Below are 17,374 nucleotides of genomic sequence, written 5' to 3'. Positions count from 1 at the left end.
GGCTCAGGCCTCCCTGGTGGTGCGGATCTCGACGCCGGTCTCCTGGCGGCCGACCTCGACGATCCGTTGGACGAAGATGCCGGGGATGTGGACGTTGGCCGGGTCGATCCCGCCCGGCTCGACGACCTCCTCGGCCTGCACGATCGTGATCCGACCGGCCATGGCCACGTCCGGGTTGAAGTTGCGGGCCGTCCCACGGAACTGCAGGTTGCCCATGGTGTCGGCCCTGTGGGCGTGGACCAGGGCGAAGTCGGTGACGATCCCGCGCTCGAGGACGTACTGTTCGCCGTCGAAGACCCGGACCTCCTTGGGCTCGGACGCCTTGGCGACGCCCCCCTCGCCGTCGTAACGCAGTGGCAGGCCCCCGTCGGCGACCATCGTGCCGACGCCGGCCGGGGTGTAGAAGGCGGGGATGCCGGCGCCTCCGGCCCGCATGCGCTCGGCGAGCGTGCCCTGCGGCGTGAGCTCCACCTCGAGCTCGCCGGAGAGGTACTGGCGGGCGAACTCCTTGTTGGCGCCGACATACGAGGCCGTGGTCCGGGTGATCCGGTGCGATTCCAGAAGTTTGCCCAGGCCGAAACCGTCGGTCCCGCAGTTGTTGCTCACCGTGCTCAGGTCGGTGGCGCCCTGCTCGAGGAGCGCGTCGATGAGGACGGCGGGGATGCCGACCAGACCGAACCCGCCCACGGCCAGGGAGGCACCGTCGGGGATGTCCGCGACCGCGTCCGCGGCCGACGAGAAGATCTTGTTGGTCATGTCACGAACCCTATCCGGTGTTCGCATCTTGTACAAGTGTTCGCTCCTCGTACGATATGCGGGTATCGTGGGTCAGGTACCGACGTGGAGCGCCTGCGCCCGAGCGCACCACACACCACGCAACGCACCGCCCGCGACCAGACGCACGAGAGGACCGACACCATGCCCGCCACCCTGTCCCACGAGGTCAGCGGACCCCGGTCCGCCGACACCCCCGTCCTCGTCCTCCTCGGATCACTCGGGTCCGACCGTTCGATGTGGGACGCGCAGGCCCGGGACCTGTCCCGCGACCACACCGTGGTCGCGGTGGACCACCGGGGCCACGGCACGTCCGAGGTCGTCCCCGGCCCCTGCACGATCGCCGACCTGGCCGCCGACGTTCTGGCCCTGCTCGACTCGATCGACGTGGACCGGTTCCACGTGGCCGGACTCTCGCTCGGTGGCGCGGTGGCCCAGTGGCTCGCCGTCCACGAACCCACCCGCGTGCTCTCCACCGCCCTCCTGTGCACCGCCGCGAAGTTCGGTGAACCGTCCGGCTGGGCCGATCGCGCCACCGCGGTCCGCGAGGGCGGGACGGCCGCGGTCGCCGACGCCGTCGTCGCACGGTGGATCACCGCCGCGCGGGCCGAGGCCGAGCCCGAGCTGGTCGCCGGGCTCCGCGAGATGGTCCTGGGCACCCCGGCCGAGGGATACGCCTCCTGCTGCGACGCGCTGGCCGGCTGGGACAACCGCGCCGAGCTGGGTCGGATCTCCTGCCCCACCCTCGTGCTCGCGGGGGACGAGGACCCCTCCACTCCCCCGGAGGTACTGCGCGAGATCGCCGACGGGGTGCCCGGAGCGGACTTCGTCGTCGTCTCCCCGGCGGCCCACGTGCCCACCGTCGAGATCCCTGACCGCATCACCGACGTGCTCCGCCGACACCTCGACGCCGCACGAAACACGGGCGCGGCGTGACCCGCCCCGACGTGGTGTCGACCCCGGCCGGGTCCGTGGACGACGGCGGCGACCGCCCGGCCTCCCCCGACTTCGTCCAGTCGCTCGCGCGCGGCCTGGCGGTCATCCGGGCATTCGACGCCCGCCAGCCACGCCAGACCCTCAGTGACGTCGCGCGCAACACCGGACTGACCCGGGCGACCGCCCGCCGCTTCCTCCACACCCTCGTCGAACTGGGCTACGTGGACACGGCCGACTCGGTCTTCTGGCTCACCCCCCGGGTCCTCGACCTTGGGTACAGCTACCTGTCGGCGCTCCCGCTGACCGATCTCGCCCAACCGCACCTGGAGAAGCTCAGCTCGCGACTCGGCGAATCCTCGTCCGTGGCGGTGCTCGACGGCCCCGACATCGTCTACGTGGGGCGCGTCCAGGTGCGTCGCATCATGACCATCGGCATCACCATCGGAACCCGGTTCCCCGCCTACGCCACGTCGATGGGGCGGGTCCTGCTCGCCTCGCTCCCCGCCGAGGACCTCGACGCCTACCTCGCCGCGACGGACCTGCGGGCGCTCACCCCCCACGGCCTCGCCGACGAGTCAGCGCTCCGCGCGGAGCTGGCGCGGGTGGCCGAGCGCGGGTGGTGCGTCGTCGACCAGGAACTCGAGCCCGGCCTGCGCTCGGTGGCCGCACCGGTCCACGACCGCCACGGCGCGGTCAGCGCGGCCCTCAACGTCTCCACCCACGCCGCCCGCTACTCCCCCGACCAGCTCACAGGCGAGGTCATCCCCGAACTGCTGGCCACCGCCCGCGCACTGTCGGCCGACCTCGCCATCGTCAACCGCTGAACCCGAACTGAGGAAAATCCATGCGTGACGTCGTCATCTGCCAACCCCTGCGCACCCCCGTGGGACGCTTTGGCGGGGTGTTCCGCGACCTGGACGCGAACACCCTGGCCACCTGCCTGCTCACCGCCCTCGTCGAGCGCACCGGACTGACCGGAGCCGACGTCGACGACGTGGTGCTGGGACAGGGCTCCCCGAACGGCGAGGGACCCGCCATCGGCCGCATCGCCGCACTCGACTCCCCCCTGGGGATCGACGTGCCGGGCCTGCAACTCGACCGGCGTTGCGGCTCCGGACTCCAGGCGATCATCACCGGCGCACTCCAGGTCGCCTCCGGCGGCATGGACCTCGTGGTCGCCGGCGGCGTCGAGTCGATGAGCCAGGTGGAGTTCTACGCCTCCCCGAGCCCCCGCTGGGGCATCCGCGGGGACGGGATCTCGCTGGTCGACCGTCTCGGCCGGGCCCGCACCACCGTCGGCGGACGCTCGCACACCATCGACGGCGGGATGATCGAGACCGCCGAGAACCTCCGTCGTGAGTACGGCATCAGCCGGGACGAGCAGGACCGGTTGGCCGTGCAGTCCCACCAGCGGGCCGTGGCGGCGCAGGAGTCCGGGGCGTTCGCCGAGGAGATCGTCCCGGTGACCGTTCCGCAGCGCAAGGGTGACGACCTCGTCGTCGACACCGACGAGCATCCCCGTGCCGACAGTTCCGTCGAGGCGCTGGCACGCCTGCGGCCCATCATGGGCCGCACCGACCCGGAGGCCACCGTGACCGCCGGGAACGCCTCCGGCCAGAACGACGGTGCCGCGATGTGCGTCGTCACCACCGCGGACAGGGCCGCCGCCCTCGGACTGACCCCCCTGGTCCGCCTCGCCTCGTGGGCCGTCGCGGGCGTGGCACCGGAGACGATGGGCATCGGGCCGGTCCCCGCCACCGCCAAGGCGCTCGACCGACTCGGCCTCACGCTCGCCGACATGGACGTCATCGAACTGAACGAGGCGTTCGCCGCGCAGGCCCTGTCCGTGATGCGCGAGTGGGACATCGACCCCACCTCCGAGCACCTCAACCCGCACGGCTCCGGCATCTCCCTGGGCCACCCCGTCGGCGCCACCGGGGCGCGCATGCTCGCCACCCTGTCGCGCGAGATGGTGCGCCGCGACGCGCAGTGGGGCCTGGAGACCATGTGCATCGGAGGCGGCCAGGGGCTCGCCGCGGTGTTCGAGCGCGTCTGACCGACACACCTCCCGCGCGACGAGGCCGCCCGCCCCTTTCGGGGCGGGCGGCCTCGTCGTCTTTCGCGGGACGGGAGTGCCCGGGAGGTCAGCCCGGCGCGATCACTCGATTCGCGACGGGTGCCGCGTCAGGGCCATGACCTCGATGTCCATGTACGGGAACAGCGGCAGCCCCTGGAGGATCTCGTGCAGTTCGTCGCCGGACTCGACATCGAAGATGCTGATGTTCGAGTACCGGCCCACGATGCGCCACAGCTCCCGCCACGTGCCGGAGCGCTGCAGCTCCTGGCTGTAGGCCTTCTCACGGGCCAGGGTGTCGGCGCGGACCTCGGGGTCCAGGTCATTGGGGATGGTGACGTCCATGCGGACGTGGAACAGTGCCATCGTCGGGCGCTCCTTCTCGTGTGGTGCCGCGGTCAGCGGCGGGTGAACTTGTCGACGGCGTCGTGGTCGAGTTCGACGCCCAGCCCGGGCCCGGACGGCAGGTGGACCCGGCCGGCCTCGTAGCGGATCGGGGTGGTGACGTAGGTCTCGGCGAGCAGCAGCGGCCCGAAGAGCTCCGAGCCGTAGTTGAAGCCGGGCTCGGCGCACGCGAGATGCAGTGACGCGACGGTCCCGATCGGCCCCTCGAGCGACGTGGCGGCGTGGCAGGCGATCCCGGCCGCGCGGGCGATCGCCACGACCTCCTTGCCCCGGCTCAGTCCACCGAGCTTGGTGGTCTTCACCGCGACCACCCCGGCCGCGTCCCGCCGTGCCACCTCGAGGGCGTCGTGCGGGGACTGGACCGACTCGTCGGCCATGAACTGCACCGGCAGCGAGCGGTTGAGCTCGGCGAGCACCTCGATCTGCTCGGTGGGGGTCGGCTGCTCGATCAGCTCGATGCCGGCCTCGACGAGCGCCGGGAGGTGGACGTTCGCGGTGAACCGGTCCCAGCGTGCGTTGATGTCCACCCGAAGGCCCGCCCGCCCGTCGAGGCGCTCGGCCAGCGCCGCGATGCGGGCGACGTCCTCGGCCGGGTCCAGGGCGCCCATCTTCAGCTTGAACGTGCGGTGACGGTCCGCGGCGAGGAGCTCGTCGATCTCCTCGACCATCTCCTCGAGCGGCATCGCGCCCAGGGCCCACGTGCACTCGATCGAGTCGCGGACCGCTCCGCCGAGCAGCGAGCGCACGGGTACGTCCAGCGACCGGGCCCACGCGTCGAACATGGCGATCTCGAGGGAGGCCTTGGCGAAACGGCCGCGGGCCACCACGCCCTCCATCGCCTCGAGGACGGCGGGGATCTCGTCGACCCGCCGACCGACGGCCACGGGGGCCAGGTACTTCTCCACCAGGACCTGCATGGTCTCGGCGGACTCGCCTCCCCACCAGGGGCCGCCCGGTGTGACGCCTTCGCCGTAGCCCACGACCCCGGACTCGGTGGTCACCGCCACGAGCAGGATCGACTGGGCGGTGGCGGTGGTGGTGGCGAACTTGTGCGGCCTGATGAGCGGCACGTCGAGGATCCGTGTCTCCACGGAACGGATGGTCAGGTCAGACATCGTCGAGCCCTTCGTGTTGGTGGTCCGGCCGGATCGACCGCCGACGCCCCGGCCGCTCGTGGCGGCCGGGGCGGGCGGGGATTGCAGACGAGGTCGTCGCCGGTCAGGCCACGAAACGCTTGTCGGAGACGGGGTCCAGGACGAAGTCGTAGGTGACCTCGTCAATCCCGTCGGCGTTGGGCTTCGGGTCCAGGATCAGCTCGGGCTTGACGGCACCGGCCACGTCGTCCTCGACCCACTTTCCACCCTGGAAGTACAGCTGGGTGGTGATGAGGCGCTTGCCCGGGGCGGTGACCTTCAGGTGCAGGTGCGCCGGACGCCACGGGTGGCCACCGTAACTGGCGATGAACTCACCGGTCGGTCCGTCGTGCGGGATCTGGTACGGGGCCGGCTGGACCGTGGTGATGTGGAAGTTGCCCTCGGCGTCCGTGGTGAAGGTTCCGCGCAGGTTCCACTCCGGGATACCCATGCCGTCGTCGAACTGCGAGTAGTAGCCGTCGGCGTCGGCGTGCCACAGCTCGACGGACGCGCCCTCGATGCCCGTGCCGTCCAGGTCGCGGACCTGGCCCTTGAACACGAACTGCGTGCCCTTCTCGTCCTCGCGCATCGGCATGACGCCCTTGGCACCGAGGTCCGGGGCGTTCGGCACGTAGTAGGGGCCCTCGATGGAACCCTTGGTCCCGTTGAAGATGCGGCTGTTGGAGTCCTCGATGAAGTGCTCCAGGAAGACGTCCAGCCAGAGCGGCCACTCGCCACCCTCGCCGACCTCGATGAGCCACTGCTTGAGGACGCGGTACTCGTCGTAGGTGACCTCGTGCTCGAAGATCACCTCGGACAGCTTGGTGAGCACGTCCTTGTAGATGGCGGCCGCACGCTCGGTGCTCGTGTCGGACGTGAAGCGGCTGCCCTTGAACTTGTCCGTCGCGGCGGAGCCGGAGCCGGCGGCGGTGGGCACTGCGGTGCTGGTCATGACGCTCCCTCTGGTGGGGTCGGTGTGGGGGTCGGATCGGACCGGTGGGGCCCGGTCGATGTCCCTACTGTGCGCCGGATTCGATGTGTCGTCAATCACCGCCCACAACGCATGTAGAGCATAGTCCGTGCGCGGAGCGAACGCTTTTCAGACAATAGTGCAGGTCTCGTGCCCGGAGCCTCCACAGTGTTCGCATTGCGAACGCGGCGCACTTAGGTATGACTAGGAGGTGCCCTAGTGTGATCGAAGGCACAGTAGGGCACCGTGGAGGAACACCGGCAGCAGGCCGCATCGTCGCGGCCGGAACCGACCCCACGCTAGGAGCCCTCGATGTCAGATCGACTCGACCACGTCCAGGCCACCCTCGAGACCGCACTCGAGGACCGGCCCGCGGACGGCATCATCCGCGCCAACCGTCGCATCTTCACGGACGAGGAGATCTTCGAACTCGAGATGAAGCACATCTTCGAGGGCAACTGGGTCTACCTGGCGCACGAGAGCCAGATCCCGGAGGTCGGCGACTACTTCACCACCGACATCGGCCGCCAGCCCGTCGTGATCACCCGCGGCAAGGACGGGCAGCTCAACTGCCTCATCAACGCCTGCTCCCACCGCGGCGCGATGCTCTGCCGGCGCAAGAGCGACAACCGCACCACCCTGACCTGCCCGTTCCACGGCTGGACGTTCTCCAACTCCGGGGAACTGCTCAAGGTCAAGGACCCGCGGGACGCCGGGTACCCCGAGCAGTTCAACACCGACGGCTCGCACGACCTGCGTCGCGTGGCACGCTTCGAGAGCTACCGCGGGTTCCTCTTCGGCAGCCTCAACCCGGACGTGCTCCCGCTGGAGGAGCACCTGGGAGACAGCCGCACCATCATCGACATGCTGGTCGACCAGTCCCCCGAGGGACTGGAGGTCCTGCGCGGCTCGTCCACCTACACCTTCGACGGCAACTGGAAGCTCCAGGCCGAGAACGGGGCCGACGGTTACCACGTGTCGGCCACCCACTGGAACTACGCGGCGACCACCGCGCGCCGCTCGTCGGGTGAGTCCAAGAACGAGACCAAGGCGATGGACGCCGGCACCTGGGGCAAGCAGGGCGGCGGCTACTGGTCGTTCGAGCACGGCCACCTGCTCCTGTGGATGTGGTGGGGCAACCCCGAGGACCGGCCGCTGTGGGACCGCCGCCAGGAGCTCGCCGACCAGATCGGCACCAAGAAGGCCGAGTTCATGGTGGGAGCCTCCCGCAACCTGTGCCTGTACCCGAACGTGTACCTGATGGACCAGTTCTCGAGTCAGATCCGGCACTTCAAGCCCGTCTCGGTGGACAAGACCGAGGTGACGATCTGCTGCATCGCCCCCAAGGGCGAGAGCGCCGAGAACCGCGCGGCCCGGATCCGTCAATACGAGGACTTCTTCAACGCCACCGGGATGGCGACCCCGGACGACCTGGAGGAGTTCCGGTCCTGCCAGAAAACCTACCTGGCGGACGTCGCGCCGTGGAACGACATGACCCGCGGCAGCACCCACCAGATCACCGGCCCGGACGAGACCGCCCGCGGCCTGGGCATGGAGAACGTGCTGTCCTCCGGGGCCAAGACCGAGGACGAGGGGCTGTACCCGATCCAGCACGCCTACTGGCTCGAGACCATGCAGCGCGCGCTCGAGGCCGAGACCGCCGCCCGTGATGCCGCCGAGGCTCAGGCCCGCGAGGACGACGAGCGTCGGGCCCGGCAGCGCACGACCGTCCCGGCAGACGCCTGACCCGGCCCGAGTCGACTGCACGCCCCACCCCCGCCCCACGAAAGGCCTGACCATGACCGCACCCGCCGCGGCGTCGATCTCCGTCGACGAGATCTCCGCTTTCCTGTTCCGCGAGGCACGACTGCTCGACGACCGCCAGTTCGAGCAGTGGATCGAGTGCTACCGCGAGGACGCGATGTACTGGATGCCCGCCTGGGACGACGACGGTGAGCTCACGACCGACCCGTACTCGGAGATCTCGTTGATCTTTTACCCGAACCGGGCCGGTATCGAGGACCGGGTGTTCCGCATCCGGACCGAGCGCTCCTCCTCGACGTCACTGCCGGAACCGCGGACGAACCACCTCATCAGCAACATCGAGGTGCTCGACCGCCGGCCCGGAGAGGTCGACATCCGTTTCAACTGGTTGTCGTCGTACTTCCGGTACAACACCACCGACCAGTACTTCGGCACGTCCTTCTACACCCTCGACGTCACCGGTGAGTCCCCGCTGATCACCTACAAGAAGGTGGTCCTGAAGAACGACTACATCCACCACATCGTGGACGTCTACATGGTGTGATCCCACACCCGCGCCGGCGCCCGCCCAGGGCGCCGGCACCCACCCGGTCGCGTGCGCGGCCGACATCGCCAGCGACCTGGAGTGAGACCCCATGAGCTATTCAGTGGCACTGGCCTTCGAGGACGGCGTGACGCGCTTCGTCAACTGCGGTCCGATGGAGACCGTCGCCGACGCCTCGTACAAGGCCCGGATCAACATCCCCCTCGACTGCCGCGACGGAGCGTGCGGGACGTGCAAGTCCCTCTGCGAATCCGGCGACTTCGACGGCGGCGACTACATCGACGACGCCCTCACCGAGGAAGAGGCCGCGGCCGGATACTGCCTGCCCTGCCAGATGGTCCCGCGCTCCGACCTGGTCGTGCAGATCCCCACCACCTCCGACGTGGCCAAGACGGCCGCTGCGGCGCACCCGGCGACGGTCACCGCCGTCGAGCGCCTGGCCGAGGGTGCTTTCGCGCTGTCGGTCGAGTTGGACGACCGCGACGCCCTGGCGTTCCTGCCCGGCCAGTACGTCAACATCGCGGTTCCGGGTACCGACCAGACGCGGTCGTACTCGTTCTCCACCGGAGCGGACTCGCGGCACCTGTCGTTCCTCATCAAGTACGCCTCCGGCGGCGCGATGTCGGAGTACCTGGCCCAGCGCTGCGCCGTGGGCGACCGCCTCGAGCTGACCGGTCCGATGGGCAGCTTCTTCCTCCGCGAGTCCAGCCGCCCCCTGCTCCTGCTGGCGGGCGGCACCGGCCTGGCGCCCGTGCTGTCGATCCTGGAGACCCTCGCCGCCGCCGGCACCACCGACCGGCCGGTCCACCTCATCTACGGCACCTCGTTCGACACCGACGTGGTCTACACGGACCTGCTGGACGAGTTCACCACCCGGATCCCGGGCATGACCTGGGATCTGGTCGTCGCCGATCCGGCCACGACCCACCCGAACAGCGGGTACGTCACGGGGCTGATCCGCCCGGAGCACCTGCATGACGGGACGACCGACATCTACCTGTGTGGGCCTCCCCCGATGGTCGAGGCGGTGCGTGGATTCCTCGACGACGAGGGTCAGCAGGTGACGCACTTCTACTACGAGAAGTTCACTCCCGCGACCGCGGTGCCCGACCGGTCCGCCGAGCCCGCCGCGGAATCGGCGGAGCCGACGGAGGAGGCCGCCCTCGTCGTCGACACCTCCCCCTCCACCCCGGAGACGGAGCCCGCGGCACCCGCCGCGGCCACCACGGCTCCGGCCGCACCACACGGGCCGGTCCGGATCATCTCGCGCCGCCCCGGGGACCCCGTGCCGGCCATCGAGGCCCGACCGGTCGGCTACACCCCTCCCGCCCCCGGTGGCCACACGGCGCCCGTCACCCGGACCGCCGAGCCGGTGGCGAACATCGCCGCGCGCCCGGTCGGTTTCACCCCGCCGACCCCGGGCGGGCACGCCGCGCCCGCCGACCGCGCGACCGAATCCCCCGCGCCCATCGCCGCACGCCCGGTCGGCTACGTCCCGCCGCAGGTCACGCTCGCGCCCAGGTCACCCGCGCCCACCGCCGCCACCACTACCACGGTGTCCCTGGCCGGCGGGAACCGCTCCGAGACCGTCACCTCGGCCCCCGGCGTCGTCAGTGGCGAGGTGCACCCCGCGATCCGCCACTCCGACGCCCAGTTCGACGCCCGCATGGCGCTCGAGCTCGGCGTGATCGAGCTGACCATGGGACGCCTCGCCGACGCCCGGCTCGCCGAGTTCCGGATGCTCGCCGAGTCGGCCAACCAGTACATCGAGGGCGATCGTTTCCTCGACCCCGAACGGTTCACCGCCGCGAACGCCCAGTTCCACGAATTCCTGTTCCGCTGCACCGGCAACGACTCGCTGCTGCAGGCCTACCGCATGCTGGAGGTGACCCAGGTGATGAACAGCGTCCTGCCCGACGCCCGCTGGGTGTCCGAGGACATCGTCCCCGAGCACCTGGAGATCGTCGCGGCCTTCGAGACGGGCGACCGCGACGCCGCCCGATACCTCATCCGCCGGCACAGCGAACACGCCAAGGCCACCATGCGCACCGCACTGGACCAGCAGGCCGTGGAGGCGGCGTCGTGAGCGCGCCCGTCGGCGAGTACGACCCCGTCCCGCCCGTCGTCTCCCGCGGTCGCTTCGCCGGCCGGTCGGTGCTCATCACCGGCGCTGTCCAGGGGATCGGCCGCACCGTCGCCGACCGGGTGGTCCGCGAGGGCGGGCTGGTCACCGTGGTGGACCGGGCCGACCTCATCAGCACGGTCGCCGACGAGCTGACCGCGGTGTCCCCGGACGGTCACCGGGTCGTACCCGTCGAGGCCGACCTGGAGACGTTCGAGGGTGCCGAGGCCTCGGCCCGCGCAGCGTTGGACGCCCACGGCCGGATCGACGTGCTCATCAACAACGTCGGTGGCACCATCTGGGCCCGCCCGTACCACGAGTACTCGGCCGAGCAGATCGAGGCCGAGGTCCGCCGCTCCCTGTTCCCCACGCTGTGGATGTGCCGGGCGGTCCTGCCGTCCATGGTCTCGGCGGGCGCGGGCACGATCGTCAACGTCTCCTCCGTCGCCACCCGCGGCGTCAACCGTGTCCCCTACGCCGCGTCCAAGGGCGGCGTCAACGGCCTCACCTCGGCGTTGGCGCTGGAAGCCGCGCCGCACGGGGTGCGGGTGGTGGCCACCGCCCCCGGCGGCACCCTCGCCCCCGAACGACGGATCTCCCGTGGCGGCGACGCCCGCACCGACCAGGAGAAGACCTGGTACTCGGAGATCGTCGAGCAGACCGTCGACTCCACCGTGATGGGCCGCTACGGCACCCTCCACGAGCAGGCCGCGCCGATCTGCTTCCTCGCCTCCGACGAGGCCTCCTACATCACCGGATCCGTCCTCCCCGTCGCCGGCGGCGACCAGGGCTGAACCGCCTGCCACCCCGGGCTGAACCGCCTGCCACCCCGGGCTGAACGCCCACACCTCTCCCCACCCCCCACCGAACGGAGCCCTTCCGTGTCCTCGAGCACCCCTGCGCCCTCCAGCCGCTCCGTCCCCTCCAGCCCACCCGGGAGAACCATCCCCGCCCCCGAGGTGTGGGAGTCCCCCGCCCACCGCCGCACGGTCTACGGTGTCCTCGCCGTGGTGGCGCTCGCCATCCTCTTCGACGGATACGACCTCGTCATCTACGGCGCCGTCCTGCCCACCCTCATGGCCGACCCCACCCAGATCGGCGCCCTCGGCGCGGCCCAGGCCGGTGCGCTCGGCTCGTACGCCCTCGTCGGCGTGATGATCGGCGCCCTCACCGCCGGCGCCGTCGGTGACCGCATCGGCCGACGCCGGATCATGCTCGGCGCCATCGCCTGGTTCTCCGTCGGGATGGCCGCCACCGCGTTTGCCCGCGACATCACCACGTTCGGCGTCCTTCGCCTGCTCACCGGGCTGGGGATCGGCGCCATCGTCGCCACGGCCGGTGCGATCATCGCCGAGTTCGCCCCCGCCGGGCGTCGCAACCTTTTCAACGCGGTCGTCTACAGCGGGATCCCCGCCGGCGGTGTCCTGGCCTCCGCGCTGGCCATGGTGCTGCGGGACCACATCGGATGGCGCGGCCTGTTCCTCATCGGCGCCGTCCCACTGGTGCTGGTCCTCCCCTACGCCTGGTTCGCGCTCCCCGAGTCCCCGCGGTGGCTGGCCTCCCGCGGCCGCACCCGCCAGGCCGCCGAGGTGTGCGCCAGCAGGGGCCTGCCGCTCGAGATGGCCGCGGCGCCGGGCGCGCCCCGCACCGCCGACACGACGCCTCGCGATGACCGCGACGACGACAAGGTGGCCGCCCGCACCGGCTTCGCCGCCCTGCTGTCCCCCGCCTACCGCCTCGGCACCCTGCTCCTGGGGTTCATGAGCTTCGCCGGCCTGCTGCTCACCTACGGCCTCAACACCTGGCTGCCGACGATCATGGAGAACTACGGCATCGACGCCAAGAGCTCCCTCGGCTTCCTGCTCGTCCTCAACGGCGGCGCGATCGTGGGCGGTCTCGCGGCCTCGTGGCTCGCCGACCGGCACGGGCCGCGCGTGATCGTCGCCTGCTCGTTCGTCCTGGCCACCCTGGCCCTGGTCGCCATCACCGTGTCCCCGCCGTTCGTCCTGGTCGTCGCCCTCGTCGCGGCTGCCGGCATGGGCACGATCGGCACACAGGTCCTGCTGTACGGGTTCGTCTCCAACTACTACGAGACGGGCGCACGCGCCGCGGGTGTGGCGTGGTGCGCGGGGTTCGGACGCCTCGGCGGCATCCTCGGTCCCGTGATCGGCGGCTTCCTCGTCGCGGCCGGACTGGAGGCGGACACCTCCTTCCTCGTGTTCGGCGGGATCGCCCTCGCCGGCGCCGCCCTGACCCTGGCCGTGCCCCGCTCGCCCGCCCAGTCCGAGCCCGTCGCGGTCCCCGACGAGGTCACGCCGCTGGACTTCGACCCGCCGGCCGCCGCGGTGGCCGGGGAGCCCGTCGCCGCGGAACCGGTCGAGCATGCCGGGTCGGATCTACGCTGACCGCATGACCTTCGCCCACCCCGTCCCCCGCTACGGTCACCACCGCGCCGCGGATCGTCTCCATTCGATCCACGACGCGGTGGCGGGCAAGCGGTCGACGACCGTGCTGGTCACCGCCGCCGACGGTGGGGGCAAGAGCCACCTCGTCGATTCCGTGGTCGCCGAACTCGCCGGGGTCACCTCGGTGCTCGTGCGGGCGCTGCCGTGGGAGAAGGACACGAAGCTCGTCGTGGCCGCCCGGGTCCTCGAGCGCCTGCCCCGGCCCGACGCCGAACCACCACGTCACGCCGCGGCCGCAGAGACGGCCGGGGTCGCGGGGGTCGCAGAGACGGCCGGGCCGGTCGGTGACGTCGTGCTCGTCGAGTCCCTGGCCCGGGCGTTCGTCACCGCCGGCCCCGGCGCGGTGGTGGTGATCGACGACGCGGAGTACTCCGATCCCGACTCCCTGCGTGTCCTGGCCTCCGCCGTGGAGGCGGCCGGCCGGGCCTCCGTCATGCTCGTGCTGACCCTCGGCAGCCCCGCGCACGGCCCCTCCGCCGAACTGTGCGCGGAGTTGGCCCGCGAGACCGTGCGGCTGGGAGCCCTGGACCAGTCCGAAATCCGGACGCTCGTCGCGACCCGGACCGGGCGCGAACCGTCCGCGGCGGCGGCCCGGCGTCTACTGGACTACACCGGCGGCGAGGCGGGTGCCGTGGCGACAGTGGCCGATCAGGCGCCCGGCTCGTGGTGGATCGCCCCCTTCTCCGTCCCGCCGCTGCCCGCCTCCGTCGAGCGGGAGACGGCGGCGCTGCTCGACGCGATGGAGCCCGGGCAGCGGGAGGTCATCGAGGCTGCCGCCGTCCTGTCCCCACCAGTCACGCTCGAGTCGCTGACCGCGCTCATCTCTGCGCGGGGCGGGGTCGTACCCGGCCCCGCGCTCGTGTCCGCCGCCCTGGACGCCGCGCACACGGCGGACCTGGCCCAGGTGGACCTCTCCCCCGGCGCCGCGACCGTCCGGTTCCGCTCCCCACTGTTGCGGACGGCGGTCCTTCGCGGGGTACCGCCCAGCGAACTGCTCCACCTGCATACGCTGGCCGGCCGCGTCGCCGAGGCCGCCGACGACGTCGACGGCGCGCTCGACCACCGCGCCTCCGCGTCGACGGGGCCCGATGCGGACCTGTCCGAGACGCTGCGCGCCCGCGCGCTCGTGCACGCCCGCGCCGGTCGATGGAGCTCGGCCGGCCACGCCTACCTCACCGCGGCGGCGCTCACCCCTGACGGCGACCGCGCCCGCGACCTGCACATCGACGGGGTCGACGCACTCATCAACGCGGGCCGCATCAGTGAGGCCCGATCACTGGCCCAGGGACTGGAGCGGGTGCGGTCGGATCCCCGGCGGGACGCCGTACTGGGATCCCTCGCGGTGCACCTCGGGCACGCCGGAGAGGCCCAGGTCCTGCTCGACCGCGCCCTCGCCGCCCGCGAGGGCGGCGTCCCGGGTTCTCCCGCCGCGGACCCGGTCGCCCTGGCCCAGAAGTTCGTCGTCCACTCCCTGTGCGAGTGGCGACCGACCCGCATCCGCCACTGGACACGGGTGGTCACCGGCAGCGGGCGCCCGGACCAACCCGAGGTCGAGGAGGCCCGGGCCATCGAGATGCTGGGCCGCGCGATCGAGGGCGGCCCCGACGCGTCCCCCGCCGTCGAGGACCGGCTCGCCGGTCTCGCGCCGGCCGTGGCCCAGCGCTTCGAGATGGCATCGGGGTGGATCGCCCTGGCTCGCGACGACCTGGAGACCGCCCGCCGGCACCTGGGGTCCGCGGTCCCCACGGCGGACGTCTCGGGCTCCGCACGCATCTCCATCTGGGCCCAGGCGTGGCTCGCCCGCACGCTCCTGCTGCGCGGCGACTGGGATGACGCCCTGCGGGTGGTGGACACCGCCGCCCGCAGGGTCGACGACCTCGAACTGGACCTGCTCGCCCCGGTCGTCCACTGGCCCGGCGCCGTCATCCGGTCGATGCGGGGAGACCACCTCGGGGCGGCCGCCCACCTGCGCAATCTCACGACCAGCACCGACGCCTACCCGGTCCAGGTCATCCCGTCGGCGATGGCGCGGATGCAGGTGGCGGCCTCGTCCGGTGACTACACGTCCGTGCGTCTGGCAGCCGAGCCCCTGGTGGCCCTGTCCCGCGAACTCGACATCGATCAACCCGGGTACTGGCCGTGGCACGACCTGTACTCACACGCGCTCGTCCTCGCGGGTCGGCTCGACGAGGCGGAGGACCTCATCGGTCCCGCCGAGGCCCGCGCCGAGCGCCGGGGCCACCGTTCCACCCTCGCCCGGCTCGGAGCGGTGCGCGCCCGTATCGCCGCAGTGCGCGGGGACGTCGACGAGTGCAACCGGATCTTCCGGCGCAGTCTCGACCACCTCGACGGCCTGGCCATGCCCTACTACTCCGCGCGCATGCACTTCGGCTACGGGCAGACCCTGCGCAGGGCCGGCCGACGCCGGGAGGCGCACCTCGCGCTGGGCACCGCCCGCGACATCTACGAGCAACTGGGCGCCCGCGCCTACGTGGAGCGGTGCGATCGCGAACGACGCGCGGGCGGTGTGGACGTGGCCAGGACGGGGGGCAACAGCACCCTGACGCCTCAGGAGAGTGCGGTCGCGACGCTCGTCGCCGCGGGCCGGACCAACGCCCAGGCGGCCGAGGAGTTGTTCCTGTCGGTCAAGACCGTCCAGTACCACCTGACCCGCATCTACTCGAAGCTCGGAGTGAGCGGTCGTACGGAACTGGCGGCCCACGTCTCCCGCAGCAGCGCACCCTTCCGTACCGACCCCCCCGGTATCGATTCCCCGCGTATCGATTCCCCGCGTACCGATGCACCGCGTACCGACCCCGACCCCACGGGAGACCTGTGAGCAACGGAACCCCGGACGACACCACCGTCCGCCCCGCCGACCCGACCGCGACCGGCCAACCGCCCGCGCGCGGCCGCCGACGCGATTCCGCCCCGGTGGCGCGCCCCTCGCCCCGCCGGGTCCTCGCCGACCTCGGCCCCCGCGAGTTCGCCAACGCGCTGATCGCGCTCGTGTTCTCTGCGACCGGCCCCGTCGCCGTCATCCTCGCCGCCGGCGGGCAGGGCGACCTGTCCCCCGCACAGTTGTCCTCGTGGATCTTCGGCGTGTTCTTCGCCAACGGACTGCTCACCATCCTCATGAGCTGGGTCTACCGCACGCCGCTGGCGTTCTTCTGGACCATCCCGGGCACCGTGATCGTCGGCAACTCGCTCGGGCACCTGCGGTGGTCGGAGGTCCTGGGGGCCTACGTCGTGACCGGGGTGCTGATCCTGCTGGTCGGGCTGACCGGCCTGGCCCGCCGGCTCATGGACTGGATCCCCATGCCGATCATCATGGCGATGGTCGCCGGGGTGTTCCTCCGGTTCGGGCTGGGACTGGTCGAGGCCGTGTGGGCCTCCGTCGCGGTGGCCCTACCGATGGCGATCGCGTTCCTCGTCGTCGGCGCCGTCCCCCGCCTGGCCAGGGTGGTACCGCCCATCCTGGCCGCGATGGTCGTGGGGATCGTCGCCGTGGTCCTGTCCGGCGGGCTGTCGCGCGGCGTCCTCGACGACGGGCTGATCGCCGCCCCCATGCTGCAGGCCCCGGAGTTCACCCTCCGGGCGATCGCCGAGCTGGTCGTGCCACTGGCCATCACCGTCCTCGTGGTGCAGAACGGTCAGGGCATCGCGGTCCTGCGCGCGAAGGGCCACCACCCCCCGGTCTCGGCATGCGCGGTGGCGTGCGGCGTCTGGTCCCTGCTGGTCTCGGCGGTCGGCGCGGTCTCGACGTGCCTGACCGGACCGACGAACGCCCTGCTCGTCTCCTCCGGTGAGCGCGACCGCCACTACGCCGCCGCGATCGCCAACGGCGGCCTGGCCCTGGTGGTCGGCGTCTTCTCCCCGGCCTTCGTCGGGCTCATCCTCGGCACGCCCGCGGCGTTCATCGCGGCCCTGGGCGGGTTGGCGATGCTCGCGCCGCTGCAGTCGGCGTTCGTCACCGCGTTCCGGACCGACCGGGCACTCGGACCGGTCGTGTGTCTGCTCGTCACCGTCGCGGACGTGTCGCTGCTCGGGATCTCGGCGCCGTTCTGGGGCATCGTGCTGGGGATGGCCGTCTCGGTGCTGCTGGAGCGGCGGGCCGCGGCCTGACCCGGCGCCCGCCCGGGCCGGAGACGACGGAAGGCCCCCGCCGAGTGGCGGGGGCCTTCTCA

14 protein-coding genes are annotated in these 17,374 nt (G+C 71.7%); 10 read left to right on the top strand and 4 right to left on the bottom strand.

The genetic code is table 11. From position 1 onward, the window contains the following. Positions 1–3 precede the first annotated feature (3 nt). Positions 4–756 carry a CoA transferase subunit A gene (locus AB5G72_RS05990; RefSeq protein WP_120286322.1) on the bottom strand — a complete coding sequence of 251 codons (753 nt, stop codon included), beginning with the start codon at positions 754–756 and terminating at the stop codon, positions 4–6. A 162-nt stretch (positions 757–918) separates the two neighbouring features. Here AB5G72_RS05990 and pcaD point away from each other — a divergent pair, with 162 nt between their 5' ends. From pcaD to AB5G72_RS05975, 3 genes are read left to right on the top strand one after another with little or no spacing between them, the layout of a single operon-like run. Next, the gene (gene pcaD, locus AB5G72_RS05985; RefSeq protein WP_120286385.1) at positions 919–1,710 is read left to right on the top strand and encodes a 3-oxoadipate enol-lactonase; all 792 of its coding nucleotides are present in this window, start codon (positions 919–921) and stop codon (positions 1,708–1,710) included. Between the two features lie 35 nt (positions 1,711–1,745). Beyond that, positions 1,746–2,534 (top strand): IclR family transcriptional regulator, encoded by a 789-nt coding sequence (locus tag AB5G72_RS05980; RefSeq protein WP_096907296.1) that lies wholly within the window; start codon positions 1,746–1,748, stop codon positions 2,532–2,534. Between the two features lie 20 nt (positions 2,535–2,554). Continuing rightward, complete coding sequence (locus AB5G72_RS05975; RefSeq protein WP_440221228.1) at positions 2,555–3,766, top strand: acetyl-CoA C-acetyltransferase; 1,212 nt, start codon at positions 2,555–2,557, stop codon at positions 3,764–3,766. 102 nt (positions 3,767–3,868) lie between these two features. Here the strand turns inward: AB5G72_RS05975 and catC are convergent, their stop codons facing one another. From catC to catA, 3 genes are all read right to left on the bottom strand, one after another. Next, a complete protein-coding gene (gene catC, locus AB5G72_RS05970; RefSeq protein ID WP_182634121.1) occupies positions 3,869–4,150 on the bottom strand; it encodes a muconolactone Delta-isomerase in 282 nt (93 codons plus the stop codon). A gap of 32 nt (positions 4,151–4,182) precedes the next feature. Then, positions 4,183–5,304, bottom strand: a complete 1,122-nt coding sequence (locus tag AB5G72_RS05965; protein ID WP_440221227.1) for a muconate/chloromuconate family cycloisomerase — start codon at positions 5,302–5,304, stop codon at positions 4,183–4,185. A gap of 103 nt (positions 5,305–5,407) precedes the next feature. Further along, positions 5,408–6,274 carry a catechol 1,2-dioxygenase gene (catA, locus tag AB5G72_RS05960; protein ID WP_154830464.1) on the bottom strand — a complete coding sequence of 289 codons (867 nt, stop codon included), beginning with the start codon at positions 6,272–6,274 and terminating at the stop codon, positions 5,408–5,410. A 330-nt stretch (positions 6,275–6,604) separates the two neighbouring features. Here catA and benA point away from each other — a divergent pair, with 330 nt between their 5' ends. The 7 genes from benA to AB5G72_RS05925 all read left to right on the top strand — a co-directional run bounded on the left by benA (position 6,605) and on the right by AB5G72_RS05925 (position 17,312). Beyond that, complete coding sequence (benA, locus tag AB5G72_RS05955) at positions 6,605–8,038, top strand: benzoate 1,2-dioxygenase large subunit (protein WP_440221226.1); 1,434 nt, start codon at positions 6,605–6,607, stop codon at positions 8,036–8,038. Between the two features lie 52 nt (positions 8,039–8,090). Beyond that, on the top strand, positions 8,091–8,600 hold the full coding sequence (gene benB, locus AB5G72_RS05950) for a benzoate 1,2-dioxygenase small subunit (protein WP_154830466.1): 510 nt from the start codon (positions 8,091–8,093) through the stop codon (positions 8,598–8,600). 91 nt (positions 8,601–8,691) lie between these two features. Continuing rightward, the gene (benC, locus tag AB5G72_RS05945; RefSeq protein ID WP_440221225.1) at positions 8,692–10,686 is read left to right on the top strand and encodes a benzoate 1,2-dioxygenase electron transfer component BenC; all 1,995 of its coding nucleotides are present in this window, start codon (positions 8,692–8,694) and stop codon (positions 10,684–10,686) included. Further along, on the top strand, positions 10,683–11,516 hold the full coding sequence (locus tag AB5G72_RS05940) for a 1,6-dihydroxycyclohexa-2,4-diene-1-carboxylate dehydrogenase (RefSeq protein ID WP_440221224.1): 834 nt from the start codon (positions 10,683–10,685) through the stop codon (positions 11,514–11,516). The genes benC and AB5G72_RS05940 overlap by 4 nt, the downstream gene beginning before the upstream one ends. A gap of 150 nt (positions 11,517–11,666) precedes the next feature. Next, entirely contained in the window at positions 11,667–13,127 is a 1,461-nt protein-coding gene (locus AB5G72_RS05935; RefSeq protein ID WP_271799893.1) for an MFS transporter, read from the top strand. Positions 13,128–13,131: 4 nt separating this feature from the next. Next, entirely contained in the window at positions 13,132–16,026 is a 2,895-nt protein-coding gene (locus tag AB5G72_RS05930) for a LuxR C-terminal-related transcriptional regulator (RefSeq protein ID WP_440221223.1), read from the top strand. Further along, positions 16,023–17,312, top strand: coding sequence for a benzoate/H(+) symporter BenE family transporter (locus tag AB5G72_RS05925; RefSeq protein WP_440221222.1), 1,290 nt, complete (start codon positions 16,023–16,025; stop codon positions 17,310–17,312). Before AB5G72_RS05930 ends, AB5G72_RS05925 begins: the two co-directional genes overlap by 4 nt. The last annotated feature ends 62 nt before the right edge of the window (positions 17,313–17,374 follow it).

Origin of the sequence: Dietzia sp. MNB45, from assembly GCF_051994785.1 — a bacterium.
Classification (GTDB): Bacteria; Actinomycetota; Actinomycetes; order Mycobacteriales; family Mycobacteriaceae; genus Dietzia; species Dietzia kunjamensis.
The sequence above is the reverse complement of the archived record's forward strand: the minus strand, read 5'-3'. Positions and strand labels throughout refer to the sequence as shown.

Excerpts from the sequence above, each read along its gene's own strand:
- AB5G72_RS05990 (WP_120286322.1), bottom strand. The coding sequence starts at position 756 with ATGACCAACAAGATCTTCTCGTCGGCCGCGGACGCGGTCGCGGACATC.
- pcaD (WP_120286385.1), top strand. The coding sequence starts at position 919 with ATGCCCGCCACCCTGTCCCACGAGGTCAGCGGACCCCGGTCCGCCGAC.
- AB5G72_RS05975 (WP_440221228.1), top strand. The coding sequence starts at position 2,555 with ATGCGTGACGTCGTCATCTGCCAACCCCTGCGCACCCCCGTGGGACGC.
- catC (WP_182634121.1), bottom strand. The coding sequence starts at position 4,150 with ATGGCACTGTTCCACGTCCGCATGGACGTCACCATCCCCAATGACCTG.
- AB5G72_RS05965 (WP_440221227.1), bottom strand. The coding sequence starts at position 5,304 with ATGTCTGACCTGACCATCCGTTCCGTGGAGACACGGATCCTCGACGTG.
- catA (WP_154830464.1), bottom strand. The coding sequence starts at position 6,274 with ATGACCAGCACCGCAGTGCCCACCGCCGCCGGCTCCGGCTCCGCCGCG.
- benA (WP_440221226.1), top strand. The coding sequence starts at position 6,605 with ATGTCAGATCGACTCGACCACGTCCAGGCCACCCTCGAGACCGCACTC.
- benB (WP_154830466.1), top strand. The coding sequence starts at position 8,091 with ATGACCGCACCCGCCGCGGCGTCGATCTCCGTCGACGAGATCTCCGCT.
- benC (WP_440221225.1), top strand. The coding sequence starts at position 8,692 with ATGAGCTATTCAGTGGCACTGGCCTTCGAGGACGGCGTGACGCGCTTC.
- AB5G72_RS05930 (WP_440221223.1), top strand. The coding sequence starts at position 13,132 with ATGACCTTCGCCCACCCCGTCCCCCGCTACGGTCACCACCGCGCCGCG.